The organism is Sphingomonas sp. HMP9 (genome assembly GCF_013374115.1).
GTDB lineage: Bacteria > Pseudomonadota > Alphaproteobacteria > Sphingomonadales > Sphingomonadaceae > Sphingomonas.
Map to the genome: position 1 here is coordinate 986,648 of NZ_AP022673.1, position 18,454 is coordinate 1,005,101.

The 18,454-nt window shown below is 64.4% G+C and carries 19 protein-coding genes and 1 other annotated feature; of the genes, 13 read left to right on the forward strand and 6 right to left on the reverse strand.

The genetic code is table 11. The features are described from left to right. Window positions 1-604: 604 nt before the first annotated feature. From HMP09_RS04255 to HMP09_RS04295, 9 genes are all read left to right on the forward strand, one after another. Entirely contained in the window at window positions 605-1,312 is a 708-nt protein-coding gene (locus HMP09_RS04255; protein WP_176499332.1) for a response regulator transcription factor, read from the forward strand. Continuing rightward, a complete protein-coding gene (locus HMP09_RS04260; protein ID WP_176499333.1) occupies window positions 1,281-2,864 on the forward strand; it encodes a sensor histidine kinase in 1,584 nt (527 codons plus the stop codon). Before HMP09_RS04255 ends, HMP09_RS04260 begins: the two co-directional genes overlap by 32 nt. Before the next feature lie 72 nt (window positions 2,865-2,936). Beyond that, window positions 2,937-3,305 carry an HPr kinase/phosphorylase gene (locus HMP09_RS04265; RefSeq protein ID WP_232090844.1) on the forward strand — a complete coding sequence of 123 codons (369 nt, stop codon included), beginning with the start codon at window positions 2,937-2,939 and terminating at the stop codon, window positions 3,303-3,305. A gap of 10 nt (window positions 3,306-3,315) precedes the next feature. Then, entirely contained in the window at window positions 3,316-4,230 is a 915-nt protein-coding gene (gene rapZ, locus HMP09_RS04270; protein WP_176499335.1) for an RNase adapter RapZ, read from the forward strand. A gap of 15 nt (window positions 4,231-4,245) precedes the next feature. Next, window positions 4,246-4,653, forward strand: a complete 408-nt coding sequence (locus HMP09_RS04275; RefSeq protein ID WP_176499336.1) for a PTS sugar transporter subunit IIA — start codon at window positions 4,246-4,248, stop codon at window positions 4,651-4,653. Continuing rightward, the gene (locus HMP09_RS04280) at window positions 4,650-4,925 is read left to right on the forward strand and encodes an HPr family phosphocarrier protein (protein WP_176499337.1); all 276 of its coding nucleotides are present in this window, start codon (window positions 4,650-4,652) and stop codon (window positions 4,923-4,925) included. The genes HMP09_RS04275 and HMP09_RS04280 overlap by 4 nt, the downstream gene beginning before the upstream one ends. Before the next feature lie 107 nt (window positions 4,926-5,032). Then, complete coding sequence (locus tag HMP09_RS04285) at window positions 5,033-5,848, forward strand: TrmH family RNA methyltransferase (RefSeq protein WP_176499338.1); 816 nt, start codon at window positions 5,033-5,035, stop codon at window positions 5,846-5,848. A gap of 105 nt (window positions 5,849-5,953) precedes the next feature. After that, entirely contained in the window at window positions 5,954-7,453 is a 1,500-nt protein-coding gene (locus HMP09_RS04290; RefSeq protein WP_232090663.1) for a L,D-transpeptidase family protein, read from the forward strand. Between the two features lie 11 nt (window positions 7,454-7,464). Further along, window positions 7,465-7,803 carry a hypothetical protein gene (locus tag HMP09_RS04295; protein ID WP_176499339.1) on the forward strand — a complete coding sequence of 113 codons (339 nt, stop codon included), beginning with the start codon at window positions 7,465-7,467 and terminating at the stop codon, window positions 7,801-7,803. A 40-nt stretch (window positions 7,804-7,843) separates the two neighbouring features. Here HMP09_RS04295 and HMP09_RS04300 read toward each other — a convergent pair whose 3' ends face one another. Further along, window positions 7,844-9,316: a SulP family inorganic anion transporter gene (locus tag HMP09_RS04300; RefSeq protein WP_176499340.1), complete on the reverse strand. Its 1,473-nt coding sequence runs from the start codon at window positions 9,314-9,316 to the stop codon at window positions 7,844-7,846. Window positions 9,317-9,384: 68 nt separating this feature from the next. Beyond that, window positions 9,385-9,440, reverse strand: a sequence feature (sul1 is cis-regulatory element that is thought to sense ions involved in sulfur or methionine metabolism; They are found in Alphaproteobacteria). Window positions 9,441-9,604: 164 nt separating this feature from the next. Then, window positions 9,605-10,036, reverse strand: coding sequence for a DUF488 domain-containing protein (locus tag HMP09_RS04305; protein ID WP_176499341.1), 432 nt, complete (start codon window positions 10,034-10,036; stop codon window positions 9,605-9,607). Between the two features lie 88 nt (window positions 10,037-10,124). Between HMP09_RS04305 and trmFO the strand changes: the two genes are divergently transcribed. Further along, window positions 10,125-11,492 (forward strand): methylenetetrahydrofolate--tRNA-(uracil(54)-C(5))-methyltransferase (FADH(2)-oxidizing) TrmFO, encoded by a 1,368-nt coding sequence (gene trmFO, locus HMP09_RS04310; protein WP_176499342.1) that lies wholly within the window; start codon window positions 10,125-10,127, stop codon window positions 11,490-11,492. Here trmFO and HMP09_RS04315 read toward each other — a convergent pair. Continuing rightward, a complete protein-coding gene (locus HMP09_RS04315; protein WP_176499343.1) occupies window positions 11,428-11,895 on the reverse strand; it encodes an EF-hand domain-containing protein in 468 nt (155 codons plus the stop codon). The genes trmFO and HMP09_RS04315 overlap by 65 nt on opposite strands. Before the next feature lie 66 nt (window positions 11,896-11,961). After that, the gene (locus tag HMP09_RS04320) at window positions 11,962-12,615 is read right to left on the reverse strand and encodes a hypothetical protein (RefSeq protein ID WP_176499344.1); all 654 of its coding nucleotides are present in this window, start codon (window positions 12,613-12,615) and stop codon (window positions 11,962-11,964) included. Between the two features lie 151 nt (window positions 12,616-12,766). Between HMP09_RS04320 and HMP09_RS04325 the strand changes: the two genes are divergently transcribed. The 3 genes from HMP09_RS04325 to HMP09_RS04335 are packed head-to-tail and all read left to right on the forward strand — an operon-like array spanning window position 12,767 to window position 15,731. Continuing rightward, window positions 12,767-14,485, forward strand: coding sequence for a TadE/TadG family type IV pilus assembly protein (locus HMP09_RS04325; RefSeq protein WP_176499345.1), 1,719 nt, complete (start codon window positions 12,767-12,769; stop codon window positions 14,483-14,485). Between the two features lie 5 nt (window positions 14,486-14,490). Continuing rightward, window positions 14,491-15,081 (forward strand): TadE/TadG family type IV pilus assembly protein, encoded by a 591-nt coding sequence (locus HMP09_RS04330; RefSeq protein ID WP_232090846.1) that lies wholly within the window; start codon window positions 14,491-14,493, stop codon window positions 15,079-15,081. After that, window positions 15,078-15,731 carry a TadE/TadG family type IV pilus assembly protein gene (locus HMP09_RS04335; RefSeq protein ID WP_176499347.1) on the forward strand — a complete coding sequence of 218 codons (654 nt, stop codon included), beginning with the start codon at window positions 15,078-15,080 and terminating at the stop codon, window positions 15,729-15,731. Before HMP09_RS04330 ends, HMP09_RS04335 begins: the two co-directional genes overlap by 4 nt. Window positions 15,732-15,768: 37 nt before the next feature. On the opposite strand, the gene HMP09_RS04340 is transcribed toward HMP09_RS04335, so the two are convergent. Together HMP09_RS04340 and pdhA are read right to left on the reverse strand one after the other, a co-directional pair. After that, window positions 15,769-17,196, reverse strand: coding sequence for a pyruvate dehydrogenase complex E1 component subunit beta (locus tag HMP09_RS04340; RefSeq protein WP_176499348.1), 1,428 nt, complete (start codon window positions 17,194-17,196; stop codon window positions 15,769-15,771). Further along, window positions 17,196-18,248, reverse strand: a complete 1,053-nt coding sequence (gene pdhA, locus HMP09_RS04345) for a pyruvate dehydrogenase (acetyl-transferring) E1 component subunit alpha (RefSeq protein ID WP_056048766.1) — start codon at window positions 18,246-18,248, stop codon at window positions 17,196-17,198. The genes HMP09_RS04340 and pdhA overlap by 1 nt, the downstream gene beginning before the upstream one ends. Window positions 18,249-18,454 lie beyond the last annotated feature (206 nt).

The window sequence follows — 18,454 nt, forward strand, 5'->3', positions numbered from 1 at the left end:
AACCGAAACCCTCGACATGGTGCCGACCCCGACCCCTCGGTTGGGAGATCCAGCATAGTCCGCTCGTGCAACGGTAGACCCATGATCCCGGCCCGAATGCGAACGAACGGATTAGCGAACTCCGCTAGTTCCAGCATTGGCATGTTGCCGGGAATCCCGGGATCAGTCGATTGCCAGATCCTTGGTGCGGATAGCGTAGGGCGGGCAGTATACTCCGTTCGGATCGGTGGACTTAGCTAGCACCGATCCTGCATTGACGACGCAGCCTTCGTGCACGGTCACGCCGGGCTAGATGGTCACGTTGGCACCGATCCAGCACTCCCCTCGATCACGACCGGACGTTGGTCCGGAAGCAATGGCCGGGGTCTGGAAGCGATGTCCGGCATCTGGTCGGCAAGGTTGTGGACGCTGGCGTAGAGCGAGGCACGCTCGTTAACCGCGACGTTCGCCTGGACGTCGTGCTGCCAAAGTTCCTTTTACCGGGGACCGAAGAGTTGACCTTGGCTGGACGCCCGCTCGCAAGGCTGGCCGCTACGGTCTTAGTTGAGTAGCGGCGCGGTTTGGCCTACGCCCGCAAGCCAACGACCGAGGCAGACGACCCCAGATGACGGCAACGATCGCGCTGGTCGACGACGACCGCAACATCCTGACCTCCGTGTCGATCGCGCTACAGACCGAAGGCTTCGTCACGCGCGTCTATTCGGACGGCGAGACCGCGCTCAAGGCGTTGACCGACAATCCACCCGACCTTGCGGTTTTCGACATCAAGATGCCGCGGATGGATGGGCTCGAATTGCTTCGCCGGCTGCGCGAGAAGAGCCAGATCCCGGTGATTTTTCTCACGAGCAAGGACGATGAGCTCGACGAGGCGCTCGGGCTCGCGATGGGCGCTGACGACTATATCGCCAAGCCGTTCTCGCAGCGGCTGCTGATTGCCCGGATTCGCGCGATCCTGCGACGTACCGAACTTGCGCAGTCGCCGGGGACGGAAACGGAAGCGGAAGCTGCGGGGCCGCTCGACCGCGGGCGGCTGAGCATGGATCCGGCGCGGCACCGGACGTTGTGGGGCGGCGAGCCGGTCACGCTGACGGTCACCGAGTTCATGATCCTCGAGACGCTCGCGCAGCGTCCCGGCATCGTGAAGACCCGCAACCAGCTGATGGATGCGGCGTACCAGGATGATATCTATGTCGATGACCGGACAATCGACAGCCACATCAAACGACTCCGCCGCAAATTCAGGCAGGTCGATCCCGCGTTCGACGCTATCGAGACATTATATGGTGCCGGGTATCGATTTTCTGAGGAATGAGCTCGGCGTCGACGGGCGCGATCTCACGCTGCGATGGTCGGGACAGATCTCGCTCACGCGACGCATCCTGGCGGTCAACATCTTCGCACTGTTGCTGCTGGCGGGCGGGTTCTTCTACCTCGATTCGTATCGCAGCCGAGTCGTCGACAACCGCGTCGCGCAGACCGCGCGGGAGGCCCGACTTATCGGCGAGGCGATCGCCGCGGTCGATCCGGCGCTGCGCGATCCACTGGTGCTAAGGCTCGCCCGTGACACGGGCTCGCGAATCCGGCTGTTCGACGCGGCAGGACGGACGATCGTCGACAGCCGATCGCTAGGCCTGCGCAACTTCGTGCTGATGGATCCTGACAAGGAGGATTGGGACCAGACGATCGCCCGGTTCCTCGACGCGGCGATCGACGTCGTCGTGATGGCCCCCCGGCCGCCGCTCTACCGCGAGCGTAGTGGTACGCAGCAATGGCCCGACGTGGCCGCGGTACGGGGACGCAGTCTCGTTTCGACGACAGTCTGGCGCGCGCCGGACCGCACCCCCGTGCTGACCGCCGCCGCCCCGCTTCGTGCGGGCGGGGTCGTGATGACCACGGTCAACGCGCGCGACATCACGAAGACCGTGCGGATCGAGCGGTTCCGGCTGAGCATGGTGCTGCTGGGCGTATCGATAGTCTCGATTCTGTTGTCGCTGTTCCTCGCCCGCACGATCGTCCGTCCGCTCCGTCGTCTTGCGCGGGCGGCGGTGAGAGTGCGGTTGGGACGAGCCCGCGAAGTCGTCGTGCCCCGCCTTCCCTCCCGCCGCGACGAACTCGGCATGCTCGCCCGCGCGCTCTCGGACATGAGTCTGGCGCTCAGGGCACGGATCGACGCGACCGAGGCGTTTGCAGCCGACGTCACGCACGAGATGAAGAACCCCCTCGCCTCGCTCCGGTCGGCGGTCGAGGGGCTGTCGCGGGTCAAGGATCCGGCGCTTCAGGCGCAATTGCTCGCGATCGTCCGCGACGACGTGCACCGGCTTGACCGCCTGTTGTCCGATATCTCCGAGGCGTCGCGACTCGATGCGCAGCTGAGCCGCGCGAAGTTCGAGCCGGTCGATATCACCGCGATGATCGATGGGCTGGTCGCGCAGCGCGAAGCCAGGGGGGTCGAGCGCGGCATTCGCCTGAGATTCGACCGCAATCCGGACGGCCGCACGGTCATACTCGGCGAAGGCGCGAGGCTGGAACGTGTGTTCGAGAATTTGATCGACAACGCCCTGTCCTTCTCGCCCGACGCCGGCCTGATCGCGATCTCCACGATCATCGCGGGAGAGGATCTGGTCGTGCGCGTCGAGGACGAAGGTCCCGGCGTGCCCGAGGACGCGCGCGAGGACGTGTTCAACCGGTTCCATTCGGTCCGGCCCGACAGCGAGACGTTCGGCCAGCACTCCGGGCTCGGCCTCGCGATCGCGCGGACCATCGTCGACGGCCATCAAGGTGCGATCTTCGTCGAATCGCGCGAGGACCGCCTTGATGGCGCACGCTTCGTGGTAACCCTACCACTCGCCGACATGCCGGAGTAAGGGGGCGTCGTGGTCGTCCCCCCTTCCGACAGGCTCCACGCCACGACAGTCGCGATCGACGGCGTGGCGGTGATGATCGAAGGCGCGTCCGGGTCCGGAAAGTCCGACCTGGCACTGCGCCTGATCGACCGCGGGGCGATCCTCGTCAGCGACGACCAGACGCTGGTGGTGCGCTCGGGCGAGACCTTGCTCGCGCGGGCACCGACGACGATCGCCGGCTGCATCGAAGTTCGCGGGATCGGCATCCTCGCCATGCCCTGTGTCGAGGACGTTCCGGTCGGCTTGGTCGTTCGCATCGACAGCCCGGTAGATCGCATGCCCGAACGTCGTCTGCGAACCATTGCCGGGATCGACGTTCGCCAGGTCGCGGTCGATCCTGTCGAAGCCTCCGCCCCGATCAAGGTCGAACTCGCATTGCGCAATCCGGAGCCCCTAGAATGACGCATTCAAGATGACACGGCCCAAGGACATCCTGCTCGTCACCGGCATGTCGGGCGCCGGCAAGTCAACCGTGCTGAAAACGCTGGAGGATCTCGGCTGGGAAGTGGTCGACAACCTCCCGCTGCGGCTGCTCGACCGGTTGCTCGACACGCCGCTTCCCGAAGGATCGACCGCCGATTCGCAGCCGCTCGCGATCGGGATCGGCGCGCGGACGCGCGACTTCGATCCCGAACGGATCGTCAGCCGCATTCGGGACCTGCGCGACCAGCATGCGCTCGAGATCGGGATGTTGTTCCTCGATTGCTCGGGCGCCGAACTCGAACGCCGCTATTCCGAGACTCGCCGTCGCCACCCCTTGGCGCTCGACCGTCCTGCGAACGACGGCATTGGTCGGGAACGCGAATTGCTGGCGCCGCTTCGCGACTGGGCGAACCGCCTGATCGACACCACCGACATGACCGCCAACGAACTCGCGCAGCAGATCCGCGCGAGCTTTGCAGGCGGCGAACGCGGCGCGCCGACGTTGTCGATCCGATCGTTCGGATTCGCGCGTGGTCTGCTCCGCAACGCCGATCTCGTGTTCGACATGCGGTTCCTTCGCAACCCGCACTGGGACCCCAGGTTGCGTCCCGGCACCGGGCTCGACGCCGACGTGTCCGCCTACATCATGGACGACCCCGCCTATGAAGCCGCGGTGAGTCGGATCGAGGAACTGCTGATCCTGCTGCTTCCGCGCTACCGGGCGGAAGGCAAGTCGTACGTCACCGTCGCGTTCGGATGTACCGGAGGGAGACACAGATCGGTCCACGTCGCCGACCGCGTGGCGCGACGGTTGCGCGACGCGGGATTTTCGCCCAGTATCGCACACCGCGACCTGGGGGCCGCTCCACAAGATGCGCTCGAAGGATCACCGGTCGTCTTATGAGTATGAAACGCTGACATGATCGGCCTAGTCCTGGTAACGCACGGTCGATTGGCCGAGGAATTCGTTCGCGCGATGATCCACGTCGTTGGTCCGCAGGAACGCGTCGCGCCGATCGCGATCGGTCCCGATGATGACATGGAGGAGCGCCGCGCGGATATTGCGGCCGCCATCCAGGACGTCGATGTCGGTCGTGGCGTGATCGTGCTGACCGACTTGTTCGGCGGTACCCCGTCCAATCTTGCGATCTCGCTGATGGAGCGCGGGCGGATCGAGGTGATCGCCGGCATGAACCTCCCGATGCTGATTCGGCTTGGTTCGGCGCGCAAGTCGATGACTGTCGTCGCGGCGGTGGCAGCCGCGCGGGAAGCGGGACGCAAATATATCTCGGTCGCGTCCGAGGTTCTGGGCGAAGCTGCGGCGTGAACGAGGTTTCGCGCACCGTGCAGATCACCAACCGTCGCGGGCTCCATGCGCGCGCGAGCGCCAAGTTCGTCACGCTCGCATCCGCGCATCCGGTCGAAGTCAGCGTGACCAAGGACGGGTCGGATCACGTCACCGGCACCTCGATCATGGGCCTCATGATGCTCGGCGCGGCGATGGGCGACGCGATCACGATCAGCGCGAAGGGCGACGGCGCGGAGCACACGGTCGCCGCGCTTGCAGAACTGGTCGAAGCAAAATTCGGCGAGGATTGACCGCCTTTCCCCCCGCCCGCTTGCGGGAGGCATCGGGGGAGGGCATGAGCGACGACGTGTTTACAAACCCCGCCCCCAACCCCTCCCGCTCGCGGAAGGGGCGCTAGATGCCCCGCGAGATAACCGCGTTTTCGAACCCGCTGATCAAGTATGTCCGCGATCTGCGCGACAAGCGACATCGGCGTGCGGCCAAGCAGTTTTTGGCCGAGGGCCTGCGCATCCTTACCGAAGCGCGCGAGACGGGACGCCTGCCGCGCACCTTGTTTTACGCCGCGGCAAGCGCAAACCACCCCCTTGTCCACGCGCTGTCAATGGATGTCGAAGATGCCGGTGGCGATTCGATCCAGACCACGCCGGATATCCTTTCGAAGCTGTCCGGCAAGGACAACCCCCAGGCGGTGGTCGGCGTGTTCGACGAGTTCGACGCGACGCTCGAAGACCTGGATCGCACCACCTCCGGCATCTGGCTGGTCGCAGAACGCCTGCGCGATCCGGGCAATCTCGGCACGATCCTGCGCACGGGCGATGCAGTCGGCGCAGGTGGGCTGATCCTGATCGGCGAGTCGGTTGACCCGTTCTCGGTCGAGGCGGTCCGCGCGAGCATGGGCGCGCTGTTCACGATTCCCGTGGTGAAAACCGAGTGGGCGCCGTTCCAGGCCTGGCTGCGCACCGGGCCCGGGCAGCTTGTCGGGCTGAGTCTCGACACCGAAACGGATTACCGGGCGGCGACCTATACCGGCCCAACCTTCCTGCTCACCGGCAACGAAGCGCAGGGCATGCCCCCCGAAATGGCCGAGGCCTGCGACGTGCTCGTGAAGATCCCGATGCTCGGCAAGGCGGACAGCCTCAATGCCGCCGTCGCGACGGCTGTGATGGCTTACGAAGTGCTTGCCCGGCAGGGAAAATCGCAAACTCTCGGTTGAACCGACGAATTTGGCCCGTTTGGCGATGCTTAGCGAGTCCGGTTCAGCTAAGGGAGAGCTATGACGTGCGATAGCGTCGACCAGATACGGCAAGACAGGACGATTATGGCGCGCGGTTTCGACGAAGGACGTTTCAAGAACGGCATGATGCGATCGGCGATTGCGATTGTCGCAACGCCAATGCTGATGGCCACACCGCTGTTCGCACAACAGGTAACGCCGCCCACGGTCGTACCTACAGTACCTACGGCCATGCCGACGCCGACACTGGCTCCTCCGGTCATCACCGTACCGCCCTTGAATGACACGCAGGCAGCCTTGCTCGACAAGCTGTTAAATGGCGACATCGTTGCGCAGGGCCTGAAGTCCGCCGCCACGGTATCGACCAGCGCGCCGAGCAAGGACGAACTCGTCCGTGGGGCGCTCGACCATGCGCGTGCGGTGCATGCCGGTCGTCTCAGCGGTGCCGATTTCCAGAAGGATTGGGGGTTGCGCCCGCCGGCCTATGATCCGACCCCTGCGTTTGCCGACGCCGTCCGGCTTGATCGGATTGCGGCATGGTTCGCATCCTTGCCGCCTCCCTATGCCGGGTATGACGGTCTGCGGAAGGGCCTCCAGAACTACCGCTCGATCGCTGCCGCGGGCGGCTGGTCGCCTCTGGCGTCGGGCCCCGATTTCACGATCGGTGCGTCCGGCCCACGCGTGATTGCGCTTCGCAAGCGTCTCGCGGTCGAGGACAAGGACGTCTCGACCAGTGGCGACGAGTTCGACTCCGCCCTTGTCGATGCGGTGCGTCGTGCGCAACGGCGCTACGGCCTGAACCCCAGCGGCATCGTCTCGACCCAGACGCTGGCTGCGCTCAACGTATCGGCAACCGACCGCGTGCGTCAGATCATGGCAAACATGGAGCGGTGGCGCTGGCTGCCGCAGGACCTGCCGCGTGACCGGATCCAGGTCAATATCGCCGCGGCGGTGCTCACCGTGTTCGACGGCGACACCCCGGTGCAATCGATGCGCGCGGTCACCGGTCGTCCGGGCGACGAGACGCCGATGCTTTCGTCGACGATCCACAGCATCGTCATCAACCCACCCTGGAACGTGCCGACGTCGATCGCGACCAAGGAATTGTGGCCGAAGGAAAAGGCCAACCCCGGCTATTTCAAGCGCAACGGCATCAAGGTGATCGACGGCACGCGGTTGCAGCAGCAGGCCGGCGACCAGAGCGCGCTGGGCCGGTTCAAATTCGATTTCGCCAACGACTATTCGGTCTATCTCCACGACACGCCAAGCCGTGCGAAGTTTGCAAGCTTCAGCCGGCTTGCGAGCCATGGCTGCGTTCGCCTTGAAAAGCCTGCCGAACTTGCCGACCTGCTGCTCAAGGGCGATCCGTCATGGACCCCAGAAATGGTCGACGCCGCAGTGGCGAAGGGCGACACGGTCCGGGCTCGCCTGACCAAGCCGGTGTCGGTATATCTGCTATACTGGACTGCATTTGCCAGCGGCAACGGCCAGATGAACTTCCGCGCCGATCCCTATGACTGGGACGGCATCCTCGCTTCCAAGATCGAGGCGCGTACGGCGCGCCAGACGATCGCCGCTCGCTGAGAGGATCAGACATGACGATTTCCACGCGTACCCGCACCGCCATTGCCGGCGGTCTGCTCGCCGGCATGGCGCTCGCCGGTTGCTCGCGTTCCGAGCCCGAGCAGCCGCCGACGGACTCCAACATGGTCGAGGACACCGGTGTGACCGAGTCCGAGGCGGCAGCGCCTGCGCCGGTCGAAGCCGCGCCGGTCGAAGTCGCGCCCCCCGCGCCGGCAGTGGTCGAACCGCCACGCGAAAAACCGGTCGCGCCGGACGAGCAGATGCTCGACGATGCCGACGCGACCGGCATGACCGCGCGCGTCACGCGCGACGAGGTACCGACCGAGAACGAGGACGCGCCTCAGCAGTAACGGCGGTGGCTCCGGCGGTACCAACCCCGGAGCATCGACCCTAGATCTGGGCGGACAAGCCCGGCGCGTGGCGATCGACCAGCGTTTCGCTTGCAGCGTTCAGGCCGATCACTTCGACCTCACGGCCGTGGCGGCGCAGTTTGCGTACGACTTCCTCCAACGCGCCTACGGCTGTGACGTCCCAGAGGTGCGCATTGGTCAGGTCGATGCGGACGGCGCGCGCCGTCTCTCGGAGATCGAAGCGATCGGAGAAGATGTCCGCGCTAGCAAAGAAGATCTGCCCGCTTACCCGGTAGATACGCGTGTCGCTTACCACGTCGTGGTCGATCTCCACGTCCATCAGCCGCGTCACCTTCCACGCGAAGAACACACCGCTGAGCAACACCCCCACGCCGACGCCGAGCGATAGATCGTGCGTTGCGACGGTGACGACGACGGTCGCGACCATCACCGCGCTCGACATCTTGGGATGCCGCGCCAGATCGCGGAGCGATCCCCAGGAGAACGTGCTTATCGACACCATGATCATGATCGCGACCAAGGCCGCCACGGGTACCTGAGCGACCCACGGTCGCAACGGGACCATGACGATCAGCAGGAATACGCCGGCGACCATGGTCGACAGCCGTCCGGTCCCACCATAGCGGACATTGCCGACGGTCTGGCCGATCATCCCGCATCCGGCGATGCCGCCAAACGCGCCTGCCGCGATGTTGGCGAGGCCGAGGCCGGTGCACTCGCGCGCCTTCGAACTGGTGGTTTCGGTGAGGTCGTCCACCACGCTGGCAGTCATCATCGATTCAAGCAGGCCGACCGCGGCCATCGCGAACGCATAGGGTGCGACGATCCGAAGCGTGTCCCAACTCATGGGAACGTCGGGCAGCCCGAACGTCGGGAGCGAGTCCGGCAAGCGGCCTAGATCGCCGACCGTCTTCAACGGCATCGGGAACCACATTGAGACTGCCGTCAGCACGACGATGCAGATCAGCGGCGACGGGATCGCGCTGGATATCCGCGGGACGAGATAGATGATCGCAAGCCCGGCGGCGATCATCGCATAGGCCTGCCAGCTGACGCCGACCATCTGCGGCAATTGCGCCGAGAAGATCAGGATCGCGAGTGCGTTGACGAACCCGGCATGGACCGATTTCGAGACGAACCGCATCAGCACGTCGAGCTTTGCAAGCCCGAACGCGATCTGAAGCGCGCCCGCGAGCATCGTCGCGACGAGCAGATAGTGCAGTCCGTGCGCATGGACGAGCGCGGCGGCAACCAGCGCGACAGACCCTGCCGCGCCGGAGATCATCGCCGGACGTCCACCGGCAAAGGCGATGACGATGCCGATCACGAAGGACGCGAACAGGCCGACTTCGGGGTCGATTCCGGCAACGAACGAGAAGGCGATGACTTCGGGGATCAGCGCGAATGTGCCCACCATGCCGGCGAGAACGTCACGGCGTGCAGCCGTCCGGCCGCTGAACCATTCGGTCCGGTAACGAGAAAATGAGGTCATAGATATGTCCGCATAGGACGCCGGAACCGTGGCAAGTGCGCGGGCGGTTGATTTCAAAGGCGTCGGTGCGTTGTCCGGCGGATCGGCGGCCGGAATAGCCACCCGGAATTGCACCGGGTCCAAGCGAGTAGGCGCAACCTAGCGCCGGTGGTGCTGCATTGCAATATCACGGGTAGACACCTCCCGCCCTCAGTCATCCTGACGAAAGTCAGGATCCAGGGTTACTCGACGCGCCGCTCCTGGCTCTGGACCCTGACTTTCGTCAGGATGACGGAGGGTTGGTGCGGTCTACGTGAACAGATCCACGACCTCGGCCCCCTCGCCCACCGCCTGCAACAGCAATGTTCGGTGGCAATGACACGGGTCGCGCTCGTAGCAGAGCAGCGCACTCGGCTTCTCCGCCGCGAGCCCGAGCATGATCGCCGCCTGCGCCTGCGCCTCGGGCAATTCGAGTTGCTCGTCGTACACGGCTGTCAGGGTTGCGACGTCGCCCTTCTTCGCCGCATCGCGCCCACGCTTTGGCGTGCCCAGCGCCTTCAGATGGACGTAATCGACCCCCGCCTCGCGCAGCGACGCCGCAAGCGACGTCTTCGAGAACCCCGGTCGCCGCGACAGGGGGAGCGCGCGGACGTCGATCACGCGCTCAACCCCGGCCCGCGTCAGCGCCGCGAGAAAGTCCGTCATCGTGGTGGCTTCATAGCCGATCGTGAAGATCTTCATTAGGACGAAGTGGGAGTCCCCCGCCGTCGAGACAACCGCGGACACGACAACCGCTGACACGACAGGCTTCCCGCGCTATCTGGCCGGAATGACCCATGATATCCATGTTATCGGCGGCGGCCTTGCCGGTTCCGAAGCCGCCTGGCAGCTCGCCGAGGCCGGCCTCAAGGTGCGCCTCTCTGAAATGCGCGGCAGCGGCGAAGAAACGCCTGCCCACCAGACCGACGGCCTCGCCGAACTCGTCTGCTCGAACAGCTTCCGCTCGGACGATGCCGAGAGCAACGCGGTCGGCCTGCTCCACCAGGAACTGCGTACGCTCGGCTCGCTGATTATGCGCCAGGCGGACATCCACCGCGTCCCCGCCGGCTCTGCGCTCGCGGTCGACCGCGACAATTTCTCGAACAGCGTTACGGAGGCGATCGACCAGCACCCGAACATCACGCTCGTCCGCGAACGCATCGACGCGCTCCCCGACGGACCTACGATCATCGCGACCGGCCCGCTGACCGCGGCGTCCCTCGCCGCCGGGATCGGCGCCGAGACCGGGCGCGAGGCGCTGGCGTTCTTCGACGCACTCGCGCCGATCGTCCATCGCGACTCGATCGACATGGACACGGCGTGGTTCGCTTCGCGCTGGGACAAGGGCGAGGGCAAGGATTACATCAACTGCCCGATGGACAAGGACCAGTATCTTGCCTTCCATCAAGGCCTGATCGACGGCGAGAAGACCCCGTTCAAGGAATGGGAGAAGGACACGCCCTATTTCGACGGCTGCATGCCGATCGAGGTGATGGCCGAACGCGGCGTCGATACGCTACGCTATGGCCCGATGAAGCCCGTCGGGCTCGACAATCCAAAGACCGGCCGCTGGCCGCACGCCGTCGTCCAGCTTCGGCAGGACAATGCGCAAGGTACATTGTGGAACATTGTCGGCTTCCAGACCAAGATGAAGCACGCCGACCAGGTCCGCCTGTTCCGTACCATTCCCGGCCTCGAAAACGCCGAGTTCGCGCGATTGGGCGGACTGCACCGCAATACCTTCATTCGCTCGCCGGAACTGCTCGATGAAACGCTGCGACTGAAGTCGCGCCCGAACATCCGTTTTGCCGGCCAGATCACGGGTTGCGAAGGCTATATCGAGAGCTGCGGCATCGGCATGCTCGCGGGACTGTTCGCTGCGGCCGAACTCACCGGCAAGACGCTGAACCCACCACCGTATGCGACGGCGCTCGGCGCGCTGCTGGGCCACATCACCGGCGGTGCCGAGGTCGAGACCTATCAGCCGATGAACGTGAACTTCGGACTGTTCCCGCCGATCCCTGGCCGGACCAAGAAGACCGACCGCAAGCGGATGTACACCGATCGCGGTCGCACAGCGCTCGCAGAATGGCTCAGCTTTCCTCCGCAACAGCCTGAGGCGGTGGACACTTCGCCCGAGCTGGCCCCTTCCGCTTGACCGCCGTCGTGGCAAACTCCGGGGCCGTCATCGCCCCGGATTTGTCGCGGTCGGCGTCCGCGAACTTGGTCGTCGCCTTCACCGCCCATTCGTCGAACGACAGCTTGCCGTCGCCGTCCACGTCCAACCGCGCGTAAGCCTTGCGCCGCTGGACGAGATATTCCTCCCGCGTGATCTTCGCATCGCGATCCTTATCGTAGCGATCGAACCGCTTCTGCTCGCGCGTCCTGTCTGTCGCCTCGGGCGCTGTGTCGGGCAGCGGATCGGATGCCACCGCGCCAGTCACCTGGGCCATCGATTGCGCCGGTAGCACCGGTCCCGGTCGCGCCTTTCCACTGAACACCATGAACCCCGCCGCGATCAACGCGATCAACGCCGCCCCACCCGCCAGATATCGCCACATCGCAACTGCCCCCACCTGCAAAGCCTGCATGCTACGCCTCGGCGACGACGATCCCCATGCGATTGGTCAGTATCCGGTCAGTCTATGCCAGGCCAACCGGCCCACGCGCTGCGGGCTGCCCGGCGGCGGCGGCGGTACGGACATGTCGAACCGCGCGGTCAGGGCCATCGCTCCCAACACGCGGGCGCGCCCCGGCCAACGCCCGTGCATCGCCTCGTCGAGCACCATGATCGCTCGCGATCGTGCAGCCTCCCGGTCGGCGGCGTCGCTCAGCCCGCGCGCCAGGTCCGCGAGCGCCCAGCCCTCGCCGGCCGCACCGATCCGGTCGTCGCTAGTCGACAGCAGCACACCCGCCAGCTCGAACAGCCGCCGCCCGCGATCGCGCGCAAACCGGGCTAGCGCGGCGGCATCGAGTATGGGTTCAAGCAACACGTCCCACCCATCGGTCAGCGTCGCCAGCATCGCGCCCGATACACCGCCAGGCAGGACGGAGCGCTGCAGGGCGCCCAGGACGGGTTCGGCGGGCGCTGGCGCGGTATCGAGCCGTCCGAGTGCCTCGTACCACCAGGTCAGCCGCATCTGTCCCACGAGCGGCTCGCGTGTGGACCGCAAGATCGCCGCGAGCGTGTCATCCAATGCGAACATTGCGTCGAGAGCGGGGCGTACCGCGACGTCGGCATAGCTCAACGCCAGTTGGCGATCGGGATCGAGGCGAGTCATGCCGCGCTCGATAGCGTGGCGGCATGCAAACCGCATCCCCGTTACACCGCCGTCTCGACGGTTAATGTGACGGTAACCATGTATCTTGTGCAGCGCTTACCGGATCGGGGAGCAAGGACGGACGATACTACCGCGTTGAGACAGGACGATAATGAGCGCCAAGCACGGCCAGAGACGATCCCGGCCGACAACCTTTCTTGGGCGGCTGCGCACCGATGTCCGCGGCAATACGCTGATGATCGTAGCCTTCGCCATGATGCCGCTGATCGCGATGGTCGGATCGGGGCTCGACATGGCCCGGGCCTATGTGGCGCGAGACCGGTTGCAGCAAGCGTGCGACGCGGGATCGCTGGCGGCACGGCGACTGCTTTCGGGTCCGACCTTGACGACGGCGGTGGATACGGAGGCCAAGAACTACTTTAATTTTAACTTTCCACAGACCTCGTTCGGCACGGCCGCCTTCACGCCGGTCGTCAGCGTCCCTTCGACGGGTACGGTAAAGATCACTGCCGCGACGACGATCCCGACCACGATCATGAAGCTGTTTGGTTTCAACACGTTGAGCCTGTCGACGAGCTGCTCGGCGACACAGGATTTCGTCGGTACCGACATCATGCTGGTGCTCGACATGTCGGGGTCGATGAACTGTCCGACAAGCCGGCCGAACGATGCCTGTAACGAGATCGAACAGCCCGGGTCGAAGATGCAGGCGCTGCGCGATGCCTCGGCATCGCTGTACGACACACTGAAATCGGCGCAGGATCAGTTGCACGCCAACAACTTGCGTCTGCGGTACGGGTTCGTGCCGTACAACGCCACGGTGAACGTGGGTAAGCAGGTCTACGCCGAAAACCCGAACTACATCCGCGACAGCGCGCCGTATCAAAGTCGGACGCGCACCGCAGGACCGGCGACGAGTTCGCAGGGCACGTGCAACTTGTATGAAGGGAACTGGTCATCCAACGGGTATTGGACCTCGGATGGCACCTGCTCCAACTATTGGACGTACCGGCAAGTGACGCTGGACACGTCGGCGTTCAAGACCGGAGCGTCGGTCCTGACCCCGGGCGGCTCACCAAGTTCGAGCCGATCGCAGTGGGCAGGATGCATCGAAGAGCGCCAGACCGATAATAGCGCGATCGATGGCGGGTCGGCGACGACGGCGCCTGGCAGCGCATTGGATCTCGACGTCACCCTGCCGCCGACCAGCACTGCCAGTCGCTGGATTCCCTGGTGGCCGAACGCCGAATTCAATCCGGACACGCGCGACGAATATACCGATCCGAAATATTGCGCGAGCGCGGCGAGCCGGCTGAAGGAGTATTATAACGACAAGACGGCGTTCATGACGTACATCAACAACCTGAAGCCCTTGGGCGGGACCTATCACGATATCGGCGTGATATGGGGTGCACGCTTCATTTCGCCGGACGGGATCTTTGCTTCGACAAACCCCGTGACTAACGATCAGAATGATCCTGACAACCCAAAAGTGCTTCGTGGGTTTAGTATCCGTAAATACATGATATTTATGACGGATGGTGATCTTTCGCCATACCTCTCCGTCTACACGACCTACGGCGCCGAAGAACGCGACAAGCGTGTGCTGGGAACGTCGACCGGTACGACGGCGCAGCTCGCGGCCGAGCAGTTGCAGCGGCATCTGCAGCGGTTTCGGATGGCGTGCAATGCGGCGAAGAGCGAGGGCATCCAGCTCTATGTCATTGCGTTCTCGACCACGTTGACCGCCGACATGGAGAATTGTGCCACGACCAAGGCCATGGCCTCCGGCATCACGACCGCGCCGGCGTTGATCGCCAAGTTCCAGGAGATCGGCAGCAAGATCGGGTCGCTGAGGATCAGTCAGTGACCACGATGTCGCATCAATTCCGCGCTCTCCGGCGGGACACTCGGGGGGCGACGATCGTCGAGTTCGCGATCATCATTCCGGTGCTGGTCGGGCTGCTGCTGTCGATCCTTGAGATCGGCTATCAGGGCTATGTCACCGCGGTCGTCCAGGGGGCCCTGTCCAAGGCTTCGCGGCAGGTGACGGTCGGCGGCCGGACCGCCGCGGACGTGGTGGCCACGATCAAGTCCGAGGTGCAGGGCGTCGTTCCCGCGCAGTATGTGACGGTGTCGACCCGGCGCTATTACAACTTCTCCAACGTCGGCAAGCCCGAGAAGATCACGTCGGACACCGATCCCAAGGGGGTGTTCAATCTCGGCGACTGTTACGAGGACGCGAACAACAATGGCAACTACGACTTAACGCCCGGCGATACCGGCGTCGGCAGCGCGGACGACATCGTCTATTACACCGTCAACGTCGTCTATCCGAACCTGACTCCAGTCGGCGCGCTCCTGTCCTGGGCCCCGACCCGAAGCGTCGCGGCGACCACCGTGATCCGCAACCAGCCCTTCACCTCGCGTGCGGAACCGACGACGATATGTACCAAGGCACCATGACCCGGCTCCACGCCTTCGCGCGCCGATTTCGGGGCGACGTCCGCGGCCTTGCGCTGATCGAGTTCGCGATCGCGGCGCCGGTGCTGATCACGCTGGGGTTGGCCGGCGCAGAGGTCATGAACATGGCGCTCGCGGTGATGCGCGTGAACCAGATCTCGACTGCGATCTCCGACAACGTCGCCCGGGTCCGCGATTCGATCGACGAGTCGGACGTCAACGAGGCTTTGCTGAGCGCCAAGCTCATTGGCACCGGGATAGGCTTCGGTACCAACGGGCGCGTCGTCGTGTCCAGCGTCGAGCCCAACGGCAAGGACGCACCCAACACGGGTCAGTATATCCGCTGGCAGCGCTGTACGGGAGCGCTGAACATCCCCGACTCGCAGCCGAAATATGGGACGCAAGGCAAGGGCCAGAACGACAATGTGCTCCCTTATATGGGCAGCAGCGCGCGTCGGATCGTCGCTGGCTCCGGGTCCGCGCTAATCTTCGTCGAGGTGACCTACCGGTATCAACCGCTGGTCTCTTCGCAGTTCTTCGGAACGCCAACGCTGCGTTCCGAGTCCGTCTACAACGTGCGCGAGCGCAATACGCAAGTGCTGGCGGCCGTGCCGGGCACTACTGCAAGCGTCTGCACGACCTACGCGGCATAAGGACACCGGCCGGGATCACCCGACCGGTGCGTTAAGATTACTTGTAGGTGACCTTCTTCACCGCCTTCACGACCTTCGCGACGTCGACGAGCATCAGCTTTTCGAGGTTCGCGGCATAGGGCATCGGCACGTCTTCGTTCGTAACACGCAGCACCGGGGCATCGAGATCGTCGAAACCGTGCTCCATCACCACCGACACGATCTCCGACGCGATCGAGCAGGTCGCCCAATTCTCTTCAACAATGATCATGCGGTTGGTCTTGGCGAGGCTTTTCAGCACCGTCTCGGTGTCGAGCGGACGCAACGTGCGTAGATCGATGACCTCCGCGTCGATGCCCTCCTCGGCGAGCTTGTCGGCGGCTTCGAGCGAAATGCCGACTCCGATCGAGTAGCTGACGATCGTCACGTCCTTGCCCTCGCGGACGATCCTCGCCTTGCCGATCGGCAGAACGTGGTTGTCGAGCTTGGGAACGTCGAAGCTGCGACCGTACATCAGCTCGTTCTCGAGGAACACGACCGGATCCTCGGTGCGGATCGCGGCCTTGAGCAGACCCTTGGCATCCGCCGCGTCATAGGGCGCGATCACGATCAGGCCGGGAACGCTGGCATACCACGCCGCGAAGTTGTGCGAATGCTGCGCACCCACGCGCGACGCCGCGCCGTTCGGACCACGGAACACGATCGGGCAGCGCATCTGACCGCCCGACATGTAATTGGTCTTGGCCGCCGAGTTGATGATGTGGTCGATCGCCTGCAACGCGAAGTTGAAGGTCATGAACTCGACGATCGGACGAAGGCCACCCATCGCCGCGCCCGCACCGATGCCGGCAAAGCCGTATTCGGTGATCGGCGTGTCGATCACGCGACGGTCGCCGAACTCGTCGAGCAGCCCCTGCGTGACCTTGTACGCGCCCTGATACTGCGCGACTTCCTCGCCCATCACGAAGACGCGGTCGTCCTCGCGCATTTCCTCGGCCATCGCATCGCGCAGTGCCTCACGGACGGTCGTCTTGACCATCTCGGTGCCCTCGGGGATCGCCGGGTCGGAGATGCCGACCTTCTCGGCTGACGCGACGAGCTGCTGCGTGCCGCTCTCGGCCTTGGCAGGCGAAGCGCCCTCCGGAACCGGCGGCGCTTTGTCGTCCGACGGCGTCTCCTTCGGTGCGGCGTTGACCGCATCGCCCGAGCGTGCCTCTGCAGGCTTGGCGTCGCTCGCGCTCTCGCCCTCTTCGAGGATCGTCGCGATGACGGTACCGACCTTCACATTGTCGGTGCCCTCGGCCACGCTGATCGAGCCGATCGTACCTTCGTCGATCGCCTCGAACTCCATCGTCGCCTTGTCGGTCTCGATCTCGGCGAGGATATCGCCCGACTTGACGCTGTCGCCTTCCTTGACGAGCCACTTGGCCAGCGTGCCCTCTTCCATCGTCGGGGAGAGCGCGGGCATTTTGATCTCGATCGCCATCAGTACTTCTCCACCAGAACGTCGGTGTAGAGCTCGGCAGCGTCCGGCTCTGGGGTCTGTTCGGCGAAATCGGCGGCTTCGTTCACGATTTTCCTGATTTCCTGTTCAAGGGACTTGAGGTCCGCCTCGGTCACGCCCTGCGCGTCGAGCAGCTTCTTCATGTGATCGATCGGATCCGACTTGTCGCGGACCGCCTGAACCTCGTCGCGCGTGCGGTACTTGGCCGGATCGGACATCGAGTGGCCGCGGTAGCGATAGGTCTTCATCTCGAGGATGACCGGACCCTTGCCCGCGCGGACCCAGGCGAGTGCCTCCTCGGCTGCACCGCGGCAGGCCAGCACGTCCATGCCATCGACCTGGATGCCGGGAATGCGGAAGCTCTCGCCGCGGCGATACAGCTGGTCCTCGGCCGAGGCGCGATTGACGCTCGTGCCCATGGCGTACTGGTTGTTCTCGATCACGAAGATGATCGGGAGCTTCCACAGCTCGGCCATGTTGAAGCTCTCATACACCTGGCCCTGGTTCGCAGCGCCGTCGCCGAAATAGGCCATGCAGATGCCGCCGTCGTTCGAATATTTGTGCTTGAACGCGAGGCCGGTGCCCAGCGACACCTGCGCACCGACGATGCCGTGACCGCCATAGAATTTATGCTCGGTCGAGAACATGTGCATCGACCCGCCCTTGCCCTTCGAGATACCCGAATTGCGTCCGGTCAGCTCGGCCATGATCACCTTCGGGTCGATCCCGTAGGCGAGCATGTGGCCGTGATCGCGGTAGCCGGTGATCACCGAATCGGTCTCGCCGTTCAGCGCGGACTGCAGGCCGACCGCGACCGCCTCCTGCCCGATATACAGATGGCAGAAGCCACCGATCAGGCCCAAGCCATAGAGCTGGCCGGCTTTTTCCTCGAAACGGCGGATCAGCAGCATCTGCCGATACATTTCGAGGAGTTCGTCCTTCGACGCCTCGTACGGCTTTGGTTCGGCCGGTCGTTCGCGGTTCGTAATCGGCGGTTCGGCGATTGCGCGTGCTGGTGGGGGGGTCTTGGCCACGATGTGGGAAACCTCGTTTTCCGTAGGGGAGTTGAGGGAGCCTATAGGCGCGGACGGGGCGGAACATCAATTCCCGTCTGGGGTATGTTGGTTTGAGGGGTGCGGGATGTGGTCGAGGCGTGTCGCGTATGATGTTCGCAAGCGTTTCGTCCACATAGGCGCACCTCCCCGGCGAAGGCCGGGGCCCAGTTGGGAGGTCGGAGTAA

Excerpts from the sequence above, each read along its gene's own strand:
- HMP09_RS04255 (WP_176499332.1), top strand. The coding sequence starts at position 605 with ATGACGGCAACGATCGCGCTGGTCGACGACGACCGCAACATCCTGACC.
- HMP09_RS04260 (WP_176499333.1), top strand. The coding sequence starts at position 1,281 with ATGGTGCCGGGTATCGATTTTCTGAGGAATGAGCTCGGCGTCGACGGG.
- HMP09_RS04265 (WP_232090844.1), top strand. The coding sequence starts at position 2,937 with ATGATCGAAGGCGCGTCCGGGTCCGGAAAGTCCGACCTGGCACTGCGC.
- rapZ (WP_176499335.1), top strand. The coding sequence starts at position 3,316 with ATGACACGGCCCAAGGACATCCTGCTCGTCACCGGCATGTCGGGCGCC.
- HMP09_RS04275 (WP_176499336.1), top strand. The coding sequence starts at position 4,246 with ATGATCGGCCTAGTCCTGGTAACGCACGGTCGATTGGCCGAGGAATTC.
- HMP09_RS04285 (WP_176499338.1), top strand. The coding sequence starts at position 5,033 with ATGCCCCGCGAGATAACCGCGTTTTCGAACCCGCTGATCAAGTATGTC.
- HMP09_RS04290 (WP_232090663.1), top strand. The coding sequence starts at position 5,954 with ATGGCGCGCGGTTTCGACGAAGGACGTTTCAAGAACGGCATGATGCGA.
- HMP09_RS04295 (WP_176499339.1), top strand. The coding sequence starts at position 7,465 with ATGACGATTTCCACGCGTACCCGCACCGCCATTGCCGGCGGTCTGCTC.
- HMP09_RS04300 (WP_176499340.1), bottom strand. The coding sequence starts at position 9,316 with ATGACCTCATTTTCTCGTTACCGGACCGAATGGTTCAGCGGCCGGACG.
- HMP09_RS04305 (WP_176499341.1), bottom strand. The coding sequence starts at position 10,036 with ATGAAGATCTTCACGATCGGCTATGAAGCCACCACGATGACGGACTTT.
- trmFO (WP_176499342.1), top strand. The coding sequence starts at position 10,125 with ATGACCCATGATATCCATGTTATCGGCGGCGGCCTTGCCGGTTCCGAA.
- HMP09_RS04315 (WP_176499343.1), bottom strand. The coding sequence starts at position 11,895 with ATGTGGCGATATCTGGCGGGTGGGGCGGCGTTGATCGCGTTGATCGCG.
- HMP09_RS04320 (WP_176499344.1), bottom strand. The coding sequence starts at position 12,615 with ATGACTCGCCTCGATCCCGATCGCCAACTGGCGTTGAGCTATGCCGAC.
- HMP09_RS04325 (WP_176499345.1), top strand. The coding sequence starts at position 12,767 with ATGAGCGCCAAGCACGGCCAGAGACGATCCCGGCCGACAACCTTTCTT.
- HMP09_RS04330 (WP_232090846.1), top strand. The coding sequence starts at position 14,491 with ATGTCGCATCAATTCCGCGCTCTCCGGCGGGACACTCGGGGGGCGACG.
- HMP09_RS04335 (WP_176499347.1), top strand. The coding sequence starts at position 15,078 with ATGACCCGGCTCCACGCCTTCGCGCGCCGATTTCGGGGCGACGTCCGC.
- HMP09_RS04340 (WP_176499348.1), bottom strand. The coding sequence starts at position 17,196 with ATGGCGATCGAGATCAAAATGCCCGCGCTCTCCCCGACGATGGAAGAG.